This is a genomic window from Mongoliibacter ruber, from assembly GCF_003003005.1.
GTDB lineage: Bacteria > Bacteroidota > Bacteroidia > Cytophagales > Cyclobacteriaceae > Mongoliibacter > Mongoliibacter ruber.
Genome location: NZ_PVTR01000013.1, coordinates 54,604 through 73,863 on the forward strand (window position 1 = coordinate 54,604; position 19,260 = coordinate 73,863).

Consider the following 19,260-nt stretch of genomic DNA (forward strand, 5'->3'; position numbering starts at 1 on the left):
AGACTTTGCATGATTTTATTGCTCCTCTACAAAAACATCTTCGGTCAGGTCTTCAAACAACAAGTAAATCGCATAATAAGTAATAGGCAAAGTAAGGACCAATCCAAAAAGGAAAAACAAAGCCCCAACAATGTTCAATATCACTAGAATCAGGATCAAAAGTGCCATTTTCCACCACCTGACAGTGATTAATTTCCTACTTTCTTCCAAAGCAGTCCAAAAATCAAAGCCTCCGAAAATAGCCATCAATACAGCAAAATTATAGGCCACAGCCAAGTAAATACCGGGGATAATAAAGGCAAAAATCCCCAAAGCTGTGAGTATCTGACCTATTAGCCAAATCGAAAATATAGGCATGTAAAAGGAAAAACCTTTGAAGAAATCAGGATAAACCACATGTTCGCCCTGACTGTATTTATTGGCTACGAAATAAAACCCTGAAAAAAGATGTGGCGCGACAAATAGAGAATATAAGAACGCATAATCCTTAAAGTAAAGAGCTGCAAGCAAATTTGCTGAGATAATCAGCATGGTGAATGAAGCATTGAGCAAAGGCTGGATTTTATACATAGCCCATGCCCTCTCAAATAGATTCTGGATATCAAAATCATATCCTCTTTCTCTAATTATTGCCAGTTTTTCCTTGCTCATCTTTGATTTTATACACAATAAAGGCAGGATATCGCTATCCTGCCTTATTAATATATCCTAAAATACTACATTATTGTTTCGAGAAAACTTATTTTTTTATAAACACCATCATTTGGTGATGGCTTCCAAAATATCATGCTTGGTAATGATGTGTATATGGTGATTTTCATCCCTTACCAATACAGCTTTCTCCTTGTCCACCATAGATGAAAGTACATCAAGCGTGCTGTCCAAGGCTACAAATTTCATAGAGTCTTCCATGACATCCGTGACAGCAGCATCCTTCAAATCTGGATTTTCGATGATTTTGGAAAGTAGCTTATTGTCTGTAATACTGCCTATGACGTGTCCATTGTCCATCACGGGAATCTGAGATACGGACTTACCGTTCATCAGCGCAATGGCATCTTTCACTTTATCAGTCTTTTGAGATACTACCAATTGGTATGAACCATTTCTAGCGGCAATAATGTCTCTTGCAGTTCCGAAAGACTTATTTTCCAAAAACCCATGATTCCTCATCCAATCATCATTGTATATTTTACCTAAATATCGGGTACCATGATCAGGCAAAATGATAACCATGGTATCTTCCTCTTTTAGGTTTTCTTTGGCCCATTCGAGTGCACCATGCACAGCCGATCCGCAAGACCAGCCTACAAATAGTCCTTCTTCCTTGGACAATCTTCTGGTCATCACGGCCGCATCTTTGTCAGTAACTTTTACAAAGTGGTCAATGACAGAAAAATCAACATTTTTAGGCAATATGTCTTCACCTATACCCTCGGTCAGATAAGGGTAAACTTCATTTTCATCAAATACACCTGTTTCTTTGTACTTTTTGAAAACTGAACCATAAGTATCGATACCTACAGTGACTACATCTGGGTTTTTCTCCTTTAGGTATTTAGCTGTACCACACATTGAGCCACCTGTACCCACACCCGCAGCATAATGCGTGATTTTACCTTCAGTATCATTCCAGATTTCCGGTCCGGTAGTTTCGTAATGGGCCTTTGTGTTGGATAGGTTGTCGTATTGATTTGGATAAAAAGAATTGGGGATATCCTGATTGAGTTTTTTGGCTACAGAATAATAAGACCTAGGATCATCAGGGGAAACATTGGTGGGGCAAACAATCACTTCAGCTCCCACCGCTTTAAGGATGTCAATTTTTTCTTTTGACTGCTTATCTGCCATGGTAAAAATACACTTATAACCCTTTGCAATAGCTGCCAAGGCAAGTCCCATACCCGTGTTCCCACTTGTCCCCTCGATGATGGTCCCACCCGGCTTTAGAAGTCCTTCCTTTTCAGCATCTTCTACCATTTTGATGGCCATCCTATCTTTCATGGAGTTGCCAGGATTGAAATACTCTACTTTTACCAGGATCTGTCCTTTTATGCCCTTGTTGAGCTTGTTTAATCGGACAAGTGGTGTATTGCCTATGGTGTCTATTATGGAATTATAAATCATAAATATTTGGGTTCTTTTTTTCTGCAAGTTACAAATAATTTCAGAGCTGCTTGAACAGCCCTGCTATTTTCCCAAATATTATTTCGAATTTTCAACTCACAGGGTTAGCCTGAGAGATATATTCATCTACCAAAGCTACAGCTCCATGAATGGCTGTCTCATCCAGATTGGAAATCAGGACTTTCAGGTCTTCACTGATCGAGGGATATCTGAAAGTAGCAATCGAAGCCATCATACTATCTTTGAAAAACGGGTAGGCTTTACGGATTGAACCTCCTAATACAATGGCCTCTGGCGCCATGGCATATAGGATGTGCTTGATCAATTCGCCTAGGTGATGGCCAAATTCATTATAAGCCAAAAGAGCCTTTTCATCACCTTTTTGGGCTTTTTTAAATAGGGCTTTCGGCTTTGCTCCATATTTGGAGATGAAAAATTTACTGCTGCAATATTCTTCAAAATCATTCTCCAAATAAGGCACAGAACACCATTCGCCGGCTGCACAATTACGCCCACAGTACAAGTGCCCATTTGCAATGATACCTCCACCCAGACCAGTACCCAGGGTTATTCCAACCACATGTTTGAAGTCCTGGGCTACACCAAACCTGTATTCACCCAATGCGAAGCAATTTGCGTCATTGTTTATAAAAGTAGGTTTATTGAATTTTTCTTGAAGATAATCTTTGAGGAAGACTTTTTTAAACGAGGGGATATTGCCCAAATTCAATACTATGCCTTTTTCCACATCAATCAATCCCGGTATACCTATACCGATGGCATAAAAATCATGATGAAGGTAAGTCTGTATAAAATCAGCTATGGTTTCTAAAATAAAATCCTGCGGCATCTGCGCAGGTGTAGGGATAGATCTGATGTCTTCAAGTTGGCTGCCTATCAACACACCTGCCTTGATGGAAGTGCCGCCGATATCCATTCCCAAAATAGGTCTTTCGGTATTGAGCATATAGGTTTGGGTCTTAGGTTGTTTTAGAAACCAAGAAAGAAAGGGCAATTCCCTTTCTTCGCTTGGCATAGGTTTGAGTTGTAATTACAACATACCCTCAATTGATTTCTCCAGCTCTCTGGCAGTGGCCAAGAATTCCTCAACATTCATATCTTTGAAGAAAATGAGTCCGTGACTGGACCTGACCTTAGCCATATCGTGGAGATAGAAATAATTTTTACCCAAAAGCAATTGAATATCATTTAGCTGACTTACCCATATTCTTTTGGCTACTGTACTGAATTTACCATTATGGGAATAGCTTGGAAAAGAAGCATTTACTTGACTTAAGTAACAATTCGCAAATGAATCCTCCATGACAGACATATCGCCCAATGAAACCGGTACAATCACATTGGCTTCATGTGGTTCAAATTTAAACCAAACATTTCTATATCCGATTATTCTCAAGTCACTGAGATCTTTTTCTTCTTTCCATTGCCTCACAGCTTCGGCAGTAGCCTGCAAGACTTTATAATGAGTATCAGGACCTGACCCTTCAGGATCTAGGGTAAGGCTTACTTTAGTTGGATTCACTTTTCTGAACATTTCCAGAATAGGCTCTACATCCCTTTTTTTATCAGGTTGCTCCGTAAAAATGTCTCCAGTATAAAAACCTAATCTTAGGTGATGAACATTCTTAACCTGAACACCAAAATGGGCCCAGACCAATTCCTCTTCAAACTCCCTGATCATCCCTTTCAAGGTCTGAATTTTAGATGGGTTTTTCTCACCGTCATACGAATTACGAAGGATGCTGATGACATCGTTGATGGTTTCGCGGAGCTGATGCTTGTTTTTGATTTTGTGTATGGTAACCAAAGCCCTGACTACCCTATGGCAAAGTCCTCTTTTTTTCCCATACTCATCTTCTGCTGCAACTTTTGTCAGGTAATGGTATACGTCTTTGTCCGTTTTAAGCTTGAAACCTACCTCGAAAAAATCTTCATAATTGACCATTTGGATCTCCCCGTCATCCAAAAGTTTTTTGGTATGCAGTAGTGTGTCAATCACAAAGCTGTTTGTCACAGCAGTAAAACCAGAGGTCAAAACAGAGAAATGGGCCTCGTTGCTATTTTCTTGCAATTGATTGGTAATATGAGGCAATATTCCAAGAGAAATATCATCATGATGAGGCCCAGTATGAAGCAAAACTTCATTTTTCTCTTTTATCAAACCCCTGTTGAGTTTTTCCACCATACTCTCCACAACCAAATTGACCGTATTTTCAGACAGGTCAGGTATCATGGAGGTATACTTATCATTTTTGAGGTCTTCAAGCTTAAGCCTGTGACCGTATTTTTTTAATTTCTTGCAAAGATCCATTACGGATCTTTCGGTTTTTTCCCAAGTCCACTCTCCCGATTCATAGTATCGGTCTACAGAGTCTGTCAACTTTACAGCTGCACCTCTGGTGAGGTAAAACCTTCCATTCTTCAATTTTTGTAGCACAGTAGCCGGATACACATTGTCAAGTGGGTTTTCCAAACTATCCTTGACAATCTGGGCTTTGGCTTCACCGGCTGCAATGATGATTCCTACCGCTTCTGGATTGTACACGATTGTATCAAGGCCTATAGTAATCACCAACCTATTGGCGGAGACTTCTATGCCACCTAAATCTCCTGCCGCAACAGCCTGTGTTTCAAAATTGGTTTCTGTGAGTCTTGTTGTTGAAAAAACGTGGGAACCTCTGGTATTGAAAGCGATATGACCATCTGGACCTATACCACCCAAGAAAAAACCTATCCCTCCTAAATCCCTTATTCTTTGCTCGTAATCACCACACCATTTATCGATGAGGTAAATGGATTCCTGTTGGATCTTTTCCATTGGAGTCTTTGGTTCTCTAAACCTAAGCGAAAGATCGACCTTCATATCCGGAAATACCTCTTTGAAATGCCTCCCTCCTGACAATGGGATTTCGTCAGAATTGATCAGAATTGCCTTCTCCTTACTCAAGCCAAATCCTTCGAGATAGAACTTATTTACATAGTGAAAAAAGCTGTTGTTTTGCTCTGCCGAAATCGGATAAAACTCATCAATCTGCACAAAAGTCAATCCACTGAGTACCGGCTTCTTGGTGTTGCTAAGGTTGTAACGGTCTCTGATCTGTTTACCTTTTTTTGTGTCCCAATTTTCCAAAAGAAATTGGCTCCACTTGATAAAATATTCGGGTGTTTTGCCTGTGGGAAGACTGATAACGCCATCAGGGTTATTGGCAGCCCATTCCAAAAACCTACAGGCTGTAATGAGGCCTAGCTTAGGAAAATTGTCTACCAAAAGATATGGAATTTTGGTGCTTATTTTTTGGACACCTGATTCTTCAAGAAATGCTGTTTCAACTTCTGATAAAGGATAATTGCTGAGCATAAACGGTTATTTTAGATAGTGAGTGTTGCAAAATCGGGTTGCTTGTAGACACAAGCTTTATCATTTTTGAGAACTAAATGGGTAACTGAAAACAAAACACCACTTAGGCATTTTCAACTGCACTTAAATGCAGGTGGATATTTTATTTAAACACAAAATAAAAAAACTTTTGATTTAAATCATAGACTTTTATAAAAAAATTAAAAAAGATTAATAATCTTCTCTAAAATATATTCTTAGTGAATTCAACCTTAATTTTCAACTGAAAATCCTTGATCACCTTAAAAATTTCCACTAAGGTCACCATTTGTACTTTGGTCAGTTCTTTAAGTGCCACATAGTTAACTGGTTTCTGCCCTTTTCGGATCATAGTCAGGGATTGTTTCTCCAGCCTGAGCCCCATGAGATAATAGTATGCATGACTCAATTCTCTTGCTTCTTTAGAGGAAAAAATACCTAAAGCCTGCAATTTGTCAATTCTTTCTCCTGTATTGGTTTCAAAAATCCTATGCTTGAGGGCAAAAAGACGGGTCAAATCTACTATTGGTGTCATGGTATGCTTGATATTGAAATGCTCCTCGCCATCAATTTTGAAGGTTTTGATATGCTTTCTGAAAAAAGTCAATGGTGGCTCATATTGCAATGCATTGGTGCCGAGATTAATAAAGAATTTTTCGGTAGGGTTTTGAAGTTGCTGATCCATAAACTCCCTCAAATCATCCAATAAAGTAAAGTCACCGAAAATGGCCCTGCAGTCAAAGAAAGTAGCATACTTCATCATGGTCTCGGGTGTGGACTCCTTGATCCAAGATTCATAATTTCTTTTCCAATGCGAAAGTGAGTGCGTCCATTTGGGATTTTTGGCCATAAAGCCACCTTTGCAAAACTCAAAACCAATCCTATCCAAGGCCGCTGATACTTTTTCTGCAAAATCCAAAAAGTAGGCCCTTACCAGTTCCCGCTGCTCGTTGGCTTTATCCTCATAAATGATGGCGTTATCCTGATCCGTGACCAAGGTCTGTTCGGATCGGCCCTCAGATCCCAAAACCATAAACACAAAGTTTGCCGGTGCTGGACCGATCTCCCGAATGGTATTTTCGATAACGCGTAGCGTAATAGCATCGTTGATGGTGGTGATGATCTGATTGATGATTTGAGACCGAAGGCCCCTTTCTGCCAAGCGGTGTACCATATCCGGTACGTGTTTCCACTTTTGAGCGAGTTCTTCGGTGTAGAGTGACTGCTTGACAGATTGAATAAGAATAAATGGACCTTGGTGCTGGGCAGTGAGAATTTTATTTCTACTGATCATCCCTACAAATTTTTCTTGGTCTTTTACAAGCAGGTACCTTGTCTTGGTTTGGAACATCAACAACAAGGCTTCATACAAAAAAGAATCTTTTGATATTGCCACCAAATTTTCATCCATTATATCCGCAACAAGTGTAGATGCACTGAGATTTTTCGCCAACACCTTATCCCTCAATGTGATATCCGTAACAAAACCTTGAATAGCAGTATCTCCTACAAACAAACAAGAAACCTTTTCTTTTGACATCAACTGAGCCGCCTCATATACAGGAGTATCTCCAGGGATAATTTTCAAGTCTCTGGAATGCAGCTCTCCTACCTTTTGGGTGAAAAACTGGCCATTGTTCAAGTTAGTTTCGATGCTCATAGTACAAATCTAATCATTGAAAATAATTAATTTTCTTAACTTCGATCATGGTAATAATAGTAACAGGTGTTTCTGGTAGTGGCAAAACCACTGTGGGTACTTTACTTTCACAAAAAACCCACTTGCCTTTTTTTGATGCGGATGATTTTCACCCTTCTGCTAATGTAAAGAAAATGACCCAAGGCATTCCTCTAGACGATTCAGACAGGATGCCATGGCTTGAAAATCTGGCTTCACATATAACTGAATGGGAAAAAGGAGGGGGTGCCATTTTGGCCTGTTCCGCCCTAAAAGAAGCTTACAGACAAATGCTCACCGTTGATAAAAATATAACTTGGATCCATCTCAAAGGTGAAAAGCCGATTTTGGAAGAAAGGCTACAAAAAAGAGAGAATCATTATATGAATCCGGGACTTCTTGACTCTCAATTGGACACGTGGGAAGAACCGGAATATGGAATTCATGTAGATATTTCCCGAAGCCCCGAAGAGATCAGCAAAGACATTTTAACACAATTGAATATCAAACATATGAAATCCAAACTTGGTATCATTGGTATGGGGGTGATGGGAAAAAGCCTTGCCCTAAATTTTGTAGACAATGGAATAGGCTTGTCCGTTTTTAACAGGACTGTTCCGGGCAAAGAAGAAAAGGTAGCCACTTCATTTGCTGAACAAAACAAAGATTTCCCTTTGCTCAAAGGTTTTGATGACATGGATGAATTTCTAGAATCTCTAGAAACACCAAAGAAAATATTATTGATGATCCCTGCAGGTGAGGCAGTTGACGCACAATTGGACCAACTTTCCGAGCATTTAACTGGAGGAGACATTGTCATCGATGGTGGAAACTCATTTTTCGAAGAAAGCAATAGGCGTGTAGAAACCATGCGTGCAAAAGGCATTCATTTCATGCCTATGGGTGTATCAGGGGGTGAAGAAGGTGCCAGGAAAGGACCTTCACTTATGCCAAGCGGCAACCAGGAAGCCTTCTCTCAGGTAGAACCCTTTTTGCAAAAAATCGCTGCGAAGGACAAAAACGGAGATGCTTGTATGACCTATGTGGGACCTGATGGCTCTGGTCATTTTATCAAAATGGTGCACAATAGCATTGAATATGGGGAAATGCAGGCCATCGCAGAGGCAGTGCATTTGTTGCGTTTTGGACTTAAACTCAGTCCTCCCGAAATTTCAAGAATTCTCAGAAGCTGGGTCAACGATGACCTGAAAAGCTATCTCCTTGAAATCACGGCAGATATTTACCAAGCCAAAGAGGGAGATAATTTCTTGGTAGATTTGATTTTGGATGCAGCAGGTCAAAAAGGAACCGGAGGTTGGTCGCTCAGTACCGCATTGAAACACCACGTTCCGTACAGCCCCCTCGCCGAAGCGGTTGTTGCCAGACAGTTGTCTTCAAGAAAAAGTGAGCGAACTGAACTATCCAAAATTTTCGGTCACAGGTTTCGTGCCTTCGGGGAAGACAAGGTTTTGCTCATGGAACGTATAAAAAATGCCTATGCCCTTTGTCGCATTATTAACCATGAGACAGGTTATAGCTTGATGAAGGAGGTATCAGATGCAAACAATTGGAACCTTAATTTTTCGGAAATTTCAAGAATCTGGACAAATGGATGCATCATTCGATCAAGCCTTATGGAACAACTCATACAGGTTTTCGATGAAACTGACAGCTTATTCAAACACAAAAAAACAGTTTCGAAGATCAAAGAGCTCAAGACGGACCTCACCTTTATAGTAGGGCTCGGATTACAACATGAATTTGCCATCCCGGTAATGTCCTCCGCTGCCAATTATTTGTTTGGGCGTATCATAGAGGATTCCTCAGCCAATATTCTACAGGCTCAGAGAGATTATTTTGGCGCACATCAATATCAGCGCAAAGACGATCCAAGCAGAAATTATCACCATACCGATTGGTTATTTCTTAAAAAACAATCACCCAAATAAAACCAAACCCGCAAGCACCATGAACAAAATTAAAGCTATTTCGATCAAACTGCTATTCGGCCTTTTACTGCTGCTTGGCAATCAACAGCTCATGGCACAGGATTATTTTATTAAAAATATCCATATCCTAAGCATGGAAGGCGATGCTGTCACAAAGAATAAAGCCATCTATATCAGTAATGGTGAAATAAAAGCAATCCTGGAAGCTGAGGCATCAAGTCCCGAAGGTGCTCAGGAGATTGATGGCAAGGGGTACTATATTTTTCCAGGGCTTGCAGAAATGCACTCCCATATCCCAACCACCAATACCGATGACTTTTCTTACATAGAAGACACCATGTGGCTTTACTTAGCCAATGGTATTCTCAATGTCAGGGGAATGATCGGTCATGCTTCTCATCTTGAATTGAAAAAGAAAATTGCAACAGGCCAAATCACCGGTCCAAGGATATTTGCAGCTGGCCCTTCCCTCAATGGAGATACGGTAGAAAACCCTGAGTCAGGCGCTCAAATGGTGAAAGACCAAAAATCGGCAGGCTATGACCATCTTAAATTACATCCCGGTCTGGACATGCCTCGTTTTTTGGCTATTTCTCAAACAGCAAAAGAGGTGGACATCAAGTTTGGGGGACATGTTTCATTGGACGTTGGTTTACAAAACTCTTTAGAACATGGTTACCGCTCAGTTGAACACATGGATGGTTACATCGAAGCCTTGATAGATGACAGAGAGAGGTTAGATCCTCAGGTAGCCGGTCCCTTCAGCATGCTTTTGGTCAATGAGGGTGATAAAAACAGGATATCTGAATTGGTGGCACTGACTAAAGAAAAAGGGGCTTGGATTGCGCCTACACTTACACTTTTTGAAAGGTTTTTTGGATACATTCCCGCTGATGAATTCAGGTTGGAGCCTGAAATGAAATACATGCCCGGATTGCAAGTACAACAGTGGGTCAATCAGAAGAAAATGCTTGAAAGTCAAGGAATTCTTAAGGAAGAAAATGTCAAACCATACTTAGAATTTCGTGAAAAAATGCTTTTGGCCTTGCATGAAGGAGGAGTTCCTCTGATTATGAGTTCAGATTCTCCACAGGTGTTCAACGTGCCGGGTTTTTCTATTCACAACGAAATCAAATCCATGCAAGCTGCGGGCATTTCACCGTATGAAATCTTAAAATCAGGCAACGTCAATGTTGCGAAATACTTTGAGATGGAGGATTCTTTTGGAAAAATCAAAGAGGGCATGAGTGCAGACTTTGTAATGGTACCAAACAATCCCTTGGAGGATATGGACACCTTGCGTGAAGTAGAAGGCCTGATGTTGCGCGGCAATTGGATTACCAAAAACACGCTTCAGAACGAACTGAAAAGGATAGAAGAGAAAAACCTACGAAAATAAAAAAAGCCCTTAAATGGGCTTTTTTTCATAGAGCTGGGTAACAAACATTCGCTATGCTTTTTTTACATTTATAGCATTGGGGCCATTTTTGCCCTCTTTTACATCGTAAGTTACTTTGTCATTTTGGGCTACTTTGTCCAACAGACCTGTGGCATGGACAAATACGTCGCTTTGGGACTCGTCATCAATGATAAATCCGAATCCTTTTGCTTCATTGTAAAATTTTACTGTTCCGGTAAGCATAATAAATTAGATAAATATGTGGTTAAATGTGTATTAAATGTAAATATCATAAATTTAAAAACAAAACCTTATTTCGTTAAATTGGCAAAATGAAAAAGCTTGTATTAATTCGGCATGCAAAATCTTCTTGGGATCAACCTTTTTTGAGTGACCACAAAAGACCTTTGGCAGACAGGGGTTTGAGAGATGCGCCCCGCATGGCCCAAAGGTTAAAAAAGAGGGGTATCCAAGCTGATGGAATGACTTCTTCGGATGCCGAAAGGGCAAAAATCACCGCTTATATTACCGCCGAGCAATTGAAGTTCCCTAGAGAAAAAATCCTCTTGACTCATGACCTGTACCATGCTTCTGTCTCAGGAATCCTTCATGTGGTACAGCAAACTGATGATTCCATAGGAACGCTATTTATATTCGGCCACAATCCCGGATTCAATGATTTTGTATGGGAAATGGGTTTTAAAATCGATAACCTGCCCACAGCCGGTCAGTTTGGATTTCAGTTTGAAACCAATTCATGGAAAAACATCAGTTCCAAAAATGTAAAAAATTGGTTTTTTGATTATCCTAAGAATGATAGCTTTTAGGCATACGCATGCCCACAAAACTTACTGTCAGCAAATTGCCTGATTCTTCCATTCATTTAGATTTTCAAAGATAATTGCCTTCTGCAAGCAGGTTGGATATTTATGGATATTGCTTCTAAGATCTTGAAGATTTATTGAATTAGAACAAGCATCTAGATTTTGAAATTCTCTGCTGTTTTCCCAAAGCAAATTCTGATCAATACTCCCTGACATCTTGAATTACCCCTTCGAACTGATCCCTATTGTCAATTAAATAGAGGATTTTTTCGGCGGCTTCTTGGGGAGAACTCAATTCATTATTGGATTTGAGTTTCTGGAATTTATCTAACTTCGAGAAATCCTTTTCAGATGCTCCCCTGATATCTGTCTGCATATCGGTATCTACCACTCCCGGCGCCAGCGCAAAATACTTTATCTTACTCCCATCCAAATCTGCTTCCACTTGAGCAGCCTCCGTCATCATATTCAAAGCAGCCTTGCTTGAAGAATAGCCAGCCCATCCATCAATAGCTTTTTTGGCAGCACCCGAACTGATATTGATTACTGTTTTTTCTGCTTCCACATCTGCATACTTTTTTACAAATGCATTCATGAGCAACATTGGCGCTACTACATTGAGGTCAAATAGACTTTGTACATCTTGGTTTCTCAAATTTCCTATATGGGAAATCGGCCCTATCCACCCTGCATTATTGATCAACACTATTTTGGAAAAATCACCCTCGGGAAAAATAGAATCCATATTGGCTTCAATATTAGCCACATTGCTCAGGTCTATTTCCAAACCTTGGAAATTCTCCTTATCAATAGTTTGTTTTGAACGTGCCAAGCCAATCACGCTATTTTGCTTGTTTTCCAATAGCTGCGACACCAAGGCCTTCCCTATCCCTTTGCTACTTCCTGTTATGATATACAATGCTTTCATGGTTGAATTAAATTTCAAGGTGAAAATGTTTTTTTAACATTTTAAGTATTTAGTCCTGGATTCTATTTCAATCTGATATTGATTGATGTTTAGATAATATTTGATATTCGTCAAGATTCAGTGGCAGCCTTTACAGGTAACGAATCGAAATACAAACTAATAAGATAAATCTAAATCCCTTAATTCTTTAAACCAAAAGCGCTTTGAATGTTCTTCACCATCATCAGTTTTAAAGGTATAATTTTTAGATATGGTTTCTCCTAATTGGAAAACAACAGGTTTTACAAAGATCGGCCCCTTGAAGCAGAATGTATGAAACTCCCCGTTTTCTCCACATGGGTCAATTGGTTTTTTCAGTTGGTTGATCAGCGATTGTGAAAGCAGCTCTCCCACCTGATCTTCTGCAAAAATATCCGCATCAGCGGCACAGACCAGCGTTTGGAATCCCATATCGAGAAATTCCCCCAGCAGATTTCGGGTATCTTTTGCCCATAATGGAAATACCCCTTTGAACCCTTTCTCATCAAGTTGTGTCTCTCTGTATTTTTTCAAATCCTCCAAAAATATATCCCCATAAGCAATATGGTGAACACCTTTTTTTCTCAAAACATCCAAATACGAAGACATCATCTTCTCATAAGCAGCATTGCTCTGACTGGCAGGATAGTAAATCCTATCCAATGGCAGGCCGATGGACTCGGCCTGCTTTTGAATCAAACTTTCGTGTATGCCATGGAGGCCTACTCTCTTGGTCTCTTCTCCAAAAGTTGTGTGTAGGCTTACTATTTCGTAGCTTTCATCCTGCATCAACTTCCATAAGGCAAGCGCTGAGTCTTTTCCTCCGGACCATGCAATTGAAATTTTTATTTTAGTTGACATTTATTGAGATTTTTAAAATTTGCCAGGTTGATGAGCTATAGGCTCAAGAATCAGAATCCGAAGGTTGTACCTTCGGATAGCGTAAACCAGTCAGGTTTCACTCTAGTAAATTACTTAAACACAAAACCCGATGGGCCTCTTCCTACTGGTAAGGTTCTGAGCTCACTACCGCTTTCATCCAAAATAATCACCGTTCCATTGCCCTGAAAACCATTGTTATCTGCCACATAAATGTGATTGTCACGGGGATGAAAACCTATACCATAGAAACCTGAGCCCCTAAAAATTGAGGCTTCAGCTACCTGAGCTTGAGGAAGGGAAATTTTAGCCACTGCATCATCATAATCAGGCCAACCTGTTGAAGTCAATAGGTAGACTTCTCCATTTCTACCCAAAGTCAAATTACTCGTGGCTCCTGCCAAGGCTATTTCTATGGTACTTTGGACGGTAAAATTATTGGTATTGATCCGATGAAAATAAACATTGGCGGCATCTCTTGCATAAAGGTATAGGTTACCCTCGAAGCTAAGAAACTTGGCAGGAATGCCTTTTATTTCTACCGTATTTAATAAGGTGTCTGCCTCTAGGTTAACTATGTCCATATTTTGGGCATTGGCCACGAGTAAGCGGCTACCAAGAACATGCATTTTTTCAGGCCGACTAGAGACTTCTATTTTCTTTTGGATGGCACCTCCACTGAGATTGTCTACTACTGCAATGTATGAATCAGGGCTGTTGAAATCGCCATCATAGGCTCCCCAATCACTGATGTACAATTTGTCATCATAGACCACTAAAGACCGCGTAATATCCAAGCCTTCGGACACAGCACCTAAACTGGTAAAGTCACGTGAATCGACTATTTCTACCTTTCCGGTATTGGCAACCAAAAAAGTCTTTCCATCGTGCTCAAGTACATCCTGTATCAATCCAGCAAAAGGCCTATTGTTGACCCTTTCAAATACATCAGCAGATACATCATCGTCTCCCTTATAATGGTAAACTTCTCCATCGTTGGCTCCAAAAGCACCTTCATTGTAAATCAATACACCACTTTCAAATTCACCGAGTGGTATCTGAGGGCCTTCGTTGTCACAGGCCAAAAAACCAAATGCTGCAACAAGTAACAGCAAGCTTAATCTTACATTCTTCATAGTGTGATAGTTATATTTAGTTGATAATTTCTTCCCGGCATCGTGCGCAGCCTTAAAATCTGGTACTCGGTATCCAATACATTATTGATCTGAACTCCAGCTTGCCCCTTCAAAAAGAAACCTTCGGGAAACTGATACCTCAGTCCCATGTCCCAGAGGCGATATGGGTCCAAGCTGGCAATATTGTCTGTTGCTATAAACCGCTGCCCCACCCATTGATGATTGACAAAAACTGATGTTGAACCTTTGCTCACATCGATCTGGCCTTGGGCTTTGTGCACAGGCGTATAGGGCAGTTGTTTCCCCGAACTACGGTCATTGCCATCTATATTGGTCTGATTGATGGCGCTGTTAAAGGCATAATTCCCACTCAGACCCAGGTTATACCCACGCCATTTGAGTTGGGAATTGAGGTTATACTCAATACCCGTATTGTTTACATTTCTGATATTTTCGGGTGACCAAAAACTCCCTCTAGGCAGCCAAATGATCCAATTTTCTACCCACATTTGAAAGTAGGTCAGGCTTTGATCCAAGGAAAAATTACCTCTTTTCCATTGCTGTACTATACCCAATTCTGCGCTATAGCTATCTTCCGACAATAAATCAGGATTACCTCCCGGTACCCAAAACCTGTCATTCAAAGTGGGGACTTTAAAGCTTCTGGCCAACATGCTTTTTATCCCAATTTGCTGTTCTTCACTTGCAAAAAATGTCCACTCTCCGCCCAAACTTGGTGTAAATGGAGCAAAATTACCATCATAAATAAGTTGCCTCAGGTTGAGCGAAAATTGCAAGTTTTCTTTCAGGGAAAAATTGCTTGAATGGTAAAGCTCGGACCTGTTTTCTGACGCATTATAGGCACTTAGCTCGCCGAAAATAAAAGTTTGCCTCACACCTGTTTTGGCTTGAACCCCAGGCCACATATCCCACTCCAAATCTCCAGAGAGGAAATACTGCCTGGTTTTATTGACCGAGCTTACATTGAAAACCAACTCATCACTTACGATTCCTCCTTTGAAGTTCCATGTATTTTTACTTCCAAAATAGAAGTAATCCATCACCCACCTGAGGTTCCAGTCCTGTTGCTGATCTTCGGTATTGGAGCCTATCAAAGGGATGATTTCCCTGTCAGAAGAATTGTACCAAAGCGAAGTGCTGAGTTGGGATTTGTCAGTGGGTCTCCATGCCAGATCTTGGACAAGACCATATTGAAGCACCTGACCATGTTCATGCCTTTCTACCGGTGTACCGATTTTAGAGAGGTTACGGAAGGGGAAATCATTCCGGGAAAAATTCCTGTACACCTGTGTTCTGCTAGAAAACTTCTCGACAGAATGGCCTACTTGAACAGACTGATTCCAAAGGCCAAAACTGCCAATATTTGATTGAACCTGTGCCTGAAACCCTTGATTGTATTTCAGTTTGGTGTGCAAGTGCACTGACCCACCGATGGCATCTGTACCAAAGAGCGCACCTCCAGCACCTAACAGGATCTCGGCCTGATCAAAACCACCTACGGGAAGAATGGAAAAATCAGTTTGCCCCAAAGAAGGGCTATTGATCGGTAAACCATTCCAAAATACCGCATTATGGCCTGCTGAAGTACCTCTCATGGTCAGAGAAGCCAACATCCCAGGACCGTGTTGCCTTAAGAACAATCCGGTCTGCTTTTGCAAAAACTCCGTAAAAGCCTGCCCCTGAAAACGCTCCAAATCACGTTCTGTGACACGGATCAGCGATTGACCAGATGCGTACTTTTCTACAGGAAGGTTATATACCTCCACGCCTTTCAAGTCAAGCGTATCTCCCAACATGGGCAAAGAATCGACTTTGCTCAAGACCGGAAGATTGCCAAAAGCCATGCTACTATGGCCAATACAAGCCATAGCACAAATGTAAATAATGCGTAAAACCAATGCCTTTAGAATTAAATGATGACACATTTAATTCAAAGTCATTTCAAGCAATGATTGGAGAAAAAAACGAAATAGGAATCATGGAAATGCCATAATCCTGTTCTGAATTTTATCCCAGCCTTTCACCCGAAAGCTTTGAATACAGAGAAAAATGGCAGGTCTCCTGGCTTCCCTGGATTTGCCGGCCTTCTCATCCCGATCGATCGGGACAATGGCATGAGGTGGGCAAATCGCTATCCCGATTGCTCGGGATGGGGTTACAGTTGCGGGGACAGCTCCGGATTTAAACCGGATTCCCTTTTAATCCCAAACAAAATTTTCATTCGGGAACCGTTTTCCAAAGGCAAACTTACAAATCAATTTGAATTTTTCTCATAAAAAAGGGAAATTCTATATTTAAGATCTAATGTTTACGTATCGGATAAGGTAAACCAAACACTCAACTCAATTCTAACCTTAAATTTGACAACGCGGGGGAGGAATGAATTTCGACCGGGCCAGCGAAGGCCATGAGCGCTGATAGGATTCGAAATTCTTGATTTTTTGGCTACTTTTTTATCAAGAAAAAAGTAGCTCCATAAATAAAATCTACTCATAGAAAAGCTTATCGAATAAAACAAAACGATAATTTCTTCTACTTGTAAACAAGCCAATCCTTATGAAACTTTATCCGGAGAAAGGAGACAATACCCCAAAATCAAAAAAATCATAAGCTATTCCTATATTTGGCTTTCCCAATATTTTGAATCTCTATGAATTTTCGTTTTCGACTAAAACTCATCCTTTTCACTTTGTTATTGCCTTCTTTTTTTTCTTGTGGAGAAAAAGAAAAAGACGATATCCAAGACCTCAAAGAAATTCAACTCAGCTATTCCACTGGTTTTTCAATTTTTCAGGGAGATGGATTCAAAATTATTGAAGTCAAAAAAGGATACCCCAATCAGAAAACCCCTATTCGGTATTGGGTGAATGAGGGTCATGATCATTTGCCAAACATAGGGGATTTTGAAGCGCTGATACCTGCCTTTCCTCAGAAAATCATCTTGACCTCCACCACTCAAGTCCCCCACTTGGACTACCTTGACCTCAGCCAAAACTTAATAGGATTTCCTAACCTTGATTTGATCAGTTCGGAAAAAACCAGGGATAGAATTGAGAATGGAATGGTCGAAGATTTGGGTTCAGGCGCGCAGGCCAACATTGAAAGAATGATTGACCTAGAACCTGATTTGGTGGTTATTTCCACTTTGGGAGAGGACATGAGAAACCTGGAAATCCTCAAGAAAGCGGGAATACCTGCGGTTTTAAATGGGGAGTATGTGGAACAACACCCCTTAGGCAGGGCTGAGTGGATCAAATTTACAGGAGCCCTTACTGGCAAATATGAAGAGGCACTTGCCATTTTTGAAGAAATAGAAGCCGCCTATTTGCAGGCAGAGCAACTGGCCTCTGACATAGGACAAAAACCCACAGTTTTGTCAGGGATTATGTACAAGGACATTTGGTATGTGCCTGGATCGGATTCCTGGGGTGCGAGGCTCCTTGAAGCAGCTGGAGGGCAATACCTTTTTGAAGAGCAAAAGGGAAGTGGCTCAGCACAGCTCAATTTTGAATATGTACTGGAAAAAGCACAGGATGCAGCGTTTTGGATTGGAGCTGCGGATCATGCAAACTTACAGGAAATGAAAAATGCTGATCCACGTTATGCACATTTTTCATCATTTCAACATGGAAACGTGTATACCTATTCACAGAAAAAAGGGCCTACAGGAGGTCTGGAATACTTTGAATTAGGCTACCTTCGCCCAGACCTAATTCTCAAAGATTTGATCAAAATCCTTCATCCTGAATTGATGGAAGATTACCAAAGCTATTTCTACCAAAAACTGGATGAAGCATAATCACCGATACCGCTTGGTTTTTGTCCTCGGACTGTTCCTTTGCCTGATTTGTTTTTGGGCAAACCTGTCTGTAGGTTCAGTAAACATCCCCTTCAAGGAAGTAATAGGGAGGTTTTTCGGTTACCAATTCAGCAAAGCTTCCTGGGAAACCATTGTAATGGAGTACCGTTTACCTAAGGCATTTACGGCTATTTTGGCTGGTATATCCCTTTCCCTGAGTGGTTTGCAGATGCAGACTTTTTTCAGAAATCCACTTGCCGGCCCCTTTGTATTGGGTATCAGTTCAGGTGCCAGTTTGGGTGTGGCCATTTTGATTATGGCAGGCTCTGCATTCGGTTGGTCATTGTACAGCGGAGGTATTGGTGTTTGGGCAATCATTATGGCTGCCAGTGCAGGTGCGATTATGGTTTTGTTATTGGTGAGTTTGATTGCCTGGCGGGTAAAAGACAGCATGACCTTACTGATCGTAGGTTTGATGTTTGGGTCAGCGGTTTCGGCTGTGATATCAGTCCTTGCTTACTTTACCGAAGCCGAGCAACTCAAGCTATTCACCGTGTGGTCAATGGGCAGTTTGGGCAGCACCCAGACCGACCAACTCTTTGGTTTTGGGCTTGCTACAATAATAGGCACCATCCCCATACTTGTGATGCTCAAATCCTACAACGCCATGTTGATGGGTGAAGCCTACGCAAGCAGTATGGGTGTCAATATCAACAGGCTACGTTGGGGAATGATCATCAGCACGGGTGTGTTGGCGGGCACTGCCACAGCCTTTTGTGGCCCAATAGCATTTATAGGCATTGCAGTTCCACATATCGCCCGTTTGGTATTCAAGACAGGAGACCACAGGATCCTATTTCCAGCATCAGCTTTGAGCGGAGCCATTATCCTCTTGGTCTGTGACGCCTTCAGCCAACTTCCAGGTTCCGCCCAAACCCTCCCCATCAATGCCGTAACTTCCCTAGTCGGAGCCCCCATGGTAATTTGGTTGATTTTGAGGAGGAATTTTTCGAAGGAGTTTTAAGTTTCAAAAAAACACTTTGACCTTATGACTCTCTTAATGGTACACATCTTCCCCCTTTCCCGATTTTCCCCTAATTTTGAT

15 protein-coding genes and 1 riboswitch are annotated in these 19,260 nt (G+C 41.0%); of the genes, 5 read left to right on the plus strand and 10 right to left on the minus strand.

The genetic code is table 11. The annotated features are described in order from the left end of the window. Positions 1–15 precede the first annotated feature (15 nt). From CLW00_RS18140 to CLW00_RS18160, 5 genes are all read right to left on the minus strand, one after another. The gene (locus tag CLW00_RS18140) at positions 16–651 is read right to left on the minus strand and encodes a hypothetical protein (protein ID WP_106135122.1); all 636 of its coding nucleotides are present in this window, start codon (positions 649–651) and stop codon (positions 16–18) included. A gap of 108 nt (positions 652–759) precedes the next feature. After that, on the minus strand, positions 760–2,127 hold the full coding sequence (locus CLW00_RS18145; RefSeq protein ID WP_106135123.1) for a cystathionine beta-synthase: 1,368 nt from the start codon (positions 2,125–2,127) through the stop codon (positions 760–762). Positions 2,128–2,218: 91 nt separating this feature from the next. Continuing rightward, positions 2,219–3,163 (minus strand): ROK family protein, encoded by a 945-nt coding sequence (locus CLW00_RS18150; protein WP_342747919.1) that lies wholly within the window; start codon positions 3,161–3,163, stop codon positions 2,219–2,221. A 15-nt stretch (positions 3,164–3,178) separates the two neighbouring features. After that, positions 3,179–5,506 carry a PIG-L family deacetylase gene (locus CLW00_RS18155; RefSeq protein ID WP_106135124.1) on the minus strand — a complete coding sequence of 776 codons (2,328 nt, stop codon included), beginning with the start codon at positions 5,504–5,506 and terminating at the stop codon, positions 3,179–3,181. A gap of 223 nt (positions 5,507–5,729) precedes the next feature. After that, a complete protein-coding gene (locus tag CLW00_RS18160) occupies positions 5,730–7,184 on the minus strand; it encodes a DUF294 nucleotidyltransferase-like domain-containing protein (RefSeq protein ID WP_106135125.1) in 1,455 nt (484 codons plus the stop codon). Positions 7,185–7,231: 47 nt separating this feature from the next. Between CLW00_RS18160 and gndA the strand changes: the two genes are divergently transcribed. Both gndA and CLW00_RS18170 read left to right on the plus strand, forming a co-directional pair. Next, positions 7,232–9,151, plus strand: coding sequence for an NADP-dependent phosphogluconate dehydrogenase (gene gndA, locus CLW00_RS18165; RefSeq protein ID WP_106135126.1), 1,920 nt, complete (start codon positions 7,232–7,234; stop codon positions 9,149–9,151). 19 nt (positions 9,152–9,170) lie between these two features. Continuing rightward, on the plus strand, positions 9,171–10,550 hold the full coding sequence (locus tag CLW00_RS18170; protein WP_106135170.1) for an amidohydrolase family protein: 1,380 nt from the start codon (positions 9,171–9,173) through the stop codon (positions 10,548–10,550). 51 nt (positions 10,551–10,601) lie between these two features. Here CLW00_RS18170 and CLW00_RS18175 read toward each other — a convergent pair whose 3' ends face one another. Further along, on the minus strand, positions 10,602–10,793 hold the full coding sequence (locus tag CLW00_RS18175) for a cold-shock protein (RefSeq protein WP_106135127.1): 192 nt from the start codon (positions 10,791–10,793) through the stop codon (positions 10,602–10,604). Between the two features lie 89 nt (positions 10,794–10,882). Between CLW00_RS18175 and CLW00_RS18180 the strand changes: the two genes are divergently transcribed. After that, the gene (locus tag CLW00_RS18180; protein WP_106135128.1) at positions 10,883–11,377 is read left to right on the plus strand and encodes a SixA phosphatase family protein; all 495 of its coding nucleotides are present in this window, start codon (positions 10,883–10,885) and stop codon (positions 11,375–11,377) included. A 196-nt stretch (positions 11,378–11,573) separates the two neighbouring features. Here CLW00_RS18180 and CLW00_RS18190 read toward each other — a convergent pair whose 3' ends face one another. The 4 genes from CLW00_RS18190 to CLW00_RS18205 form a co-directional block, all read right to left on the minus strand. Further along, on the minus strand, positions 11,574–12,302 hold the full coding sequence (locus CLW00_RS18190; RefSeq protein ID WP_106135130.1) for an SDR family NAD(P)-dependent oxidoreductase: 729 nt from the start codon (positions 12,300–12,302) through the stop codon (positions 11,574–11,576). Positions 12,303–12,458: 156 nt separating this feature from the next. Further along, on the minus strand, positions 12,459–13,181 hold the full coding sequence (locus tag CLW00_RS18195; protein WP_106135131.1) for a Dph6-related ATP pyrophosphatase: 723 nt from the start codon (positions 13,179–13,181) through the stop codon (positions 12,459–12,461). A gap of 110 nt (positions 13,182–13,291) precedes the next feature. Further along, the gene (locus tag CLW00_RS18200) at positions 13,292–14,335 is read right to left on the minus strand and encodes a YncE family protein (RefSeq protein WP_106135132.1); all 1,044 of its coding nucleotides are present in this window, start codon (positions 14,333–14,335) and stop codon (positions 13,292–13,294) included. Continuing rightward, positions 14,332–16,281 carry a TonB-dependent receptor gene (locus CLW00_RS18205; protein ID WP_245917377.1) on the minus strand — a complete coding sequence of 650 codons (1,950 nt, stop codon included), beginning with the start codon at positions 16,279–16,281 and terminating at the stop codon, positions 14,332–14,334. Before CLW00_RS18205 ends, CLW00_RS18200 begins: the two co-directional genes overlap by 4 nt. A 109-nt stretch (positions 16,282–16,390) precedes the next feature. Beyond that, positions 16,391–16,604: riboswitch (cobalamin riboswitch) on the minus strand. Positions 16,605–17,006: 402 nt separating this feature from the next. On the opposite strand from CLW00_RS18205, the gene CLW00_RS18210 reads away from it, so the two are divergent. Then, positions 17,007–18,155: an ABC transporter substrate-binding protein gene (locus CLW00_RS18210; protein WP_106135134.1), complete on the plus strand. Its 1,149-nt coding sequence runs from the start codon at positions 17,007–17,009 to the stop codon at positions 18,153–18,155. Then, the gene (locus tag CLW00_RS18215; RefSeq protein WP_106135135.1) at positions 18,145–19,179 is read left to right on the plus strand and encodes an iron ABC transporter permease; all 1,035 of its coding nucleotides are present in this window, start codon (positions 18,145–18,147) and stop codon (positions 19,177–19,179) included. Before CLW00_RS18210 ends, CLW00_RS18215 begins: the two co-directional genes overlap by 11 nt. Positions 19,180–19,260 lie beyond the last annotated feature (81 nt).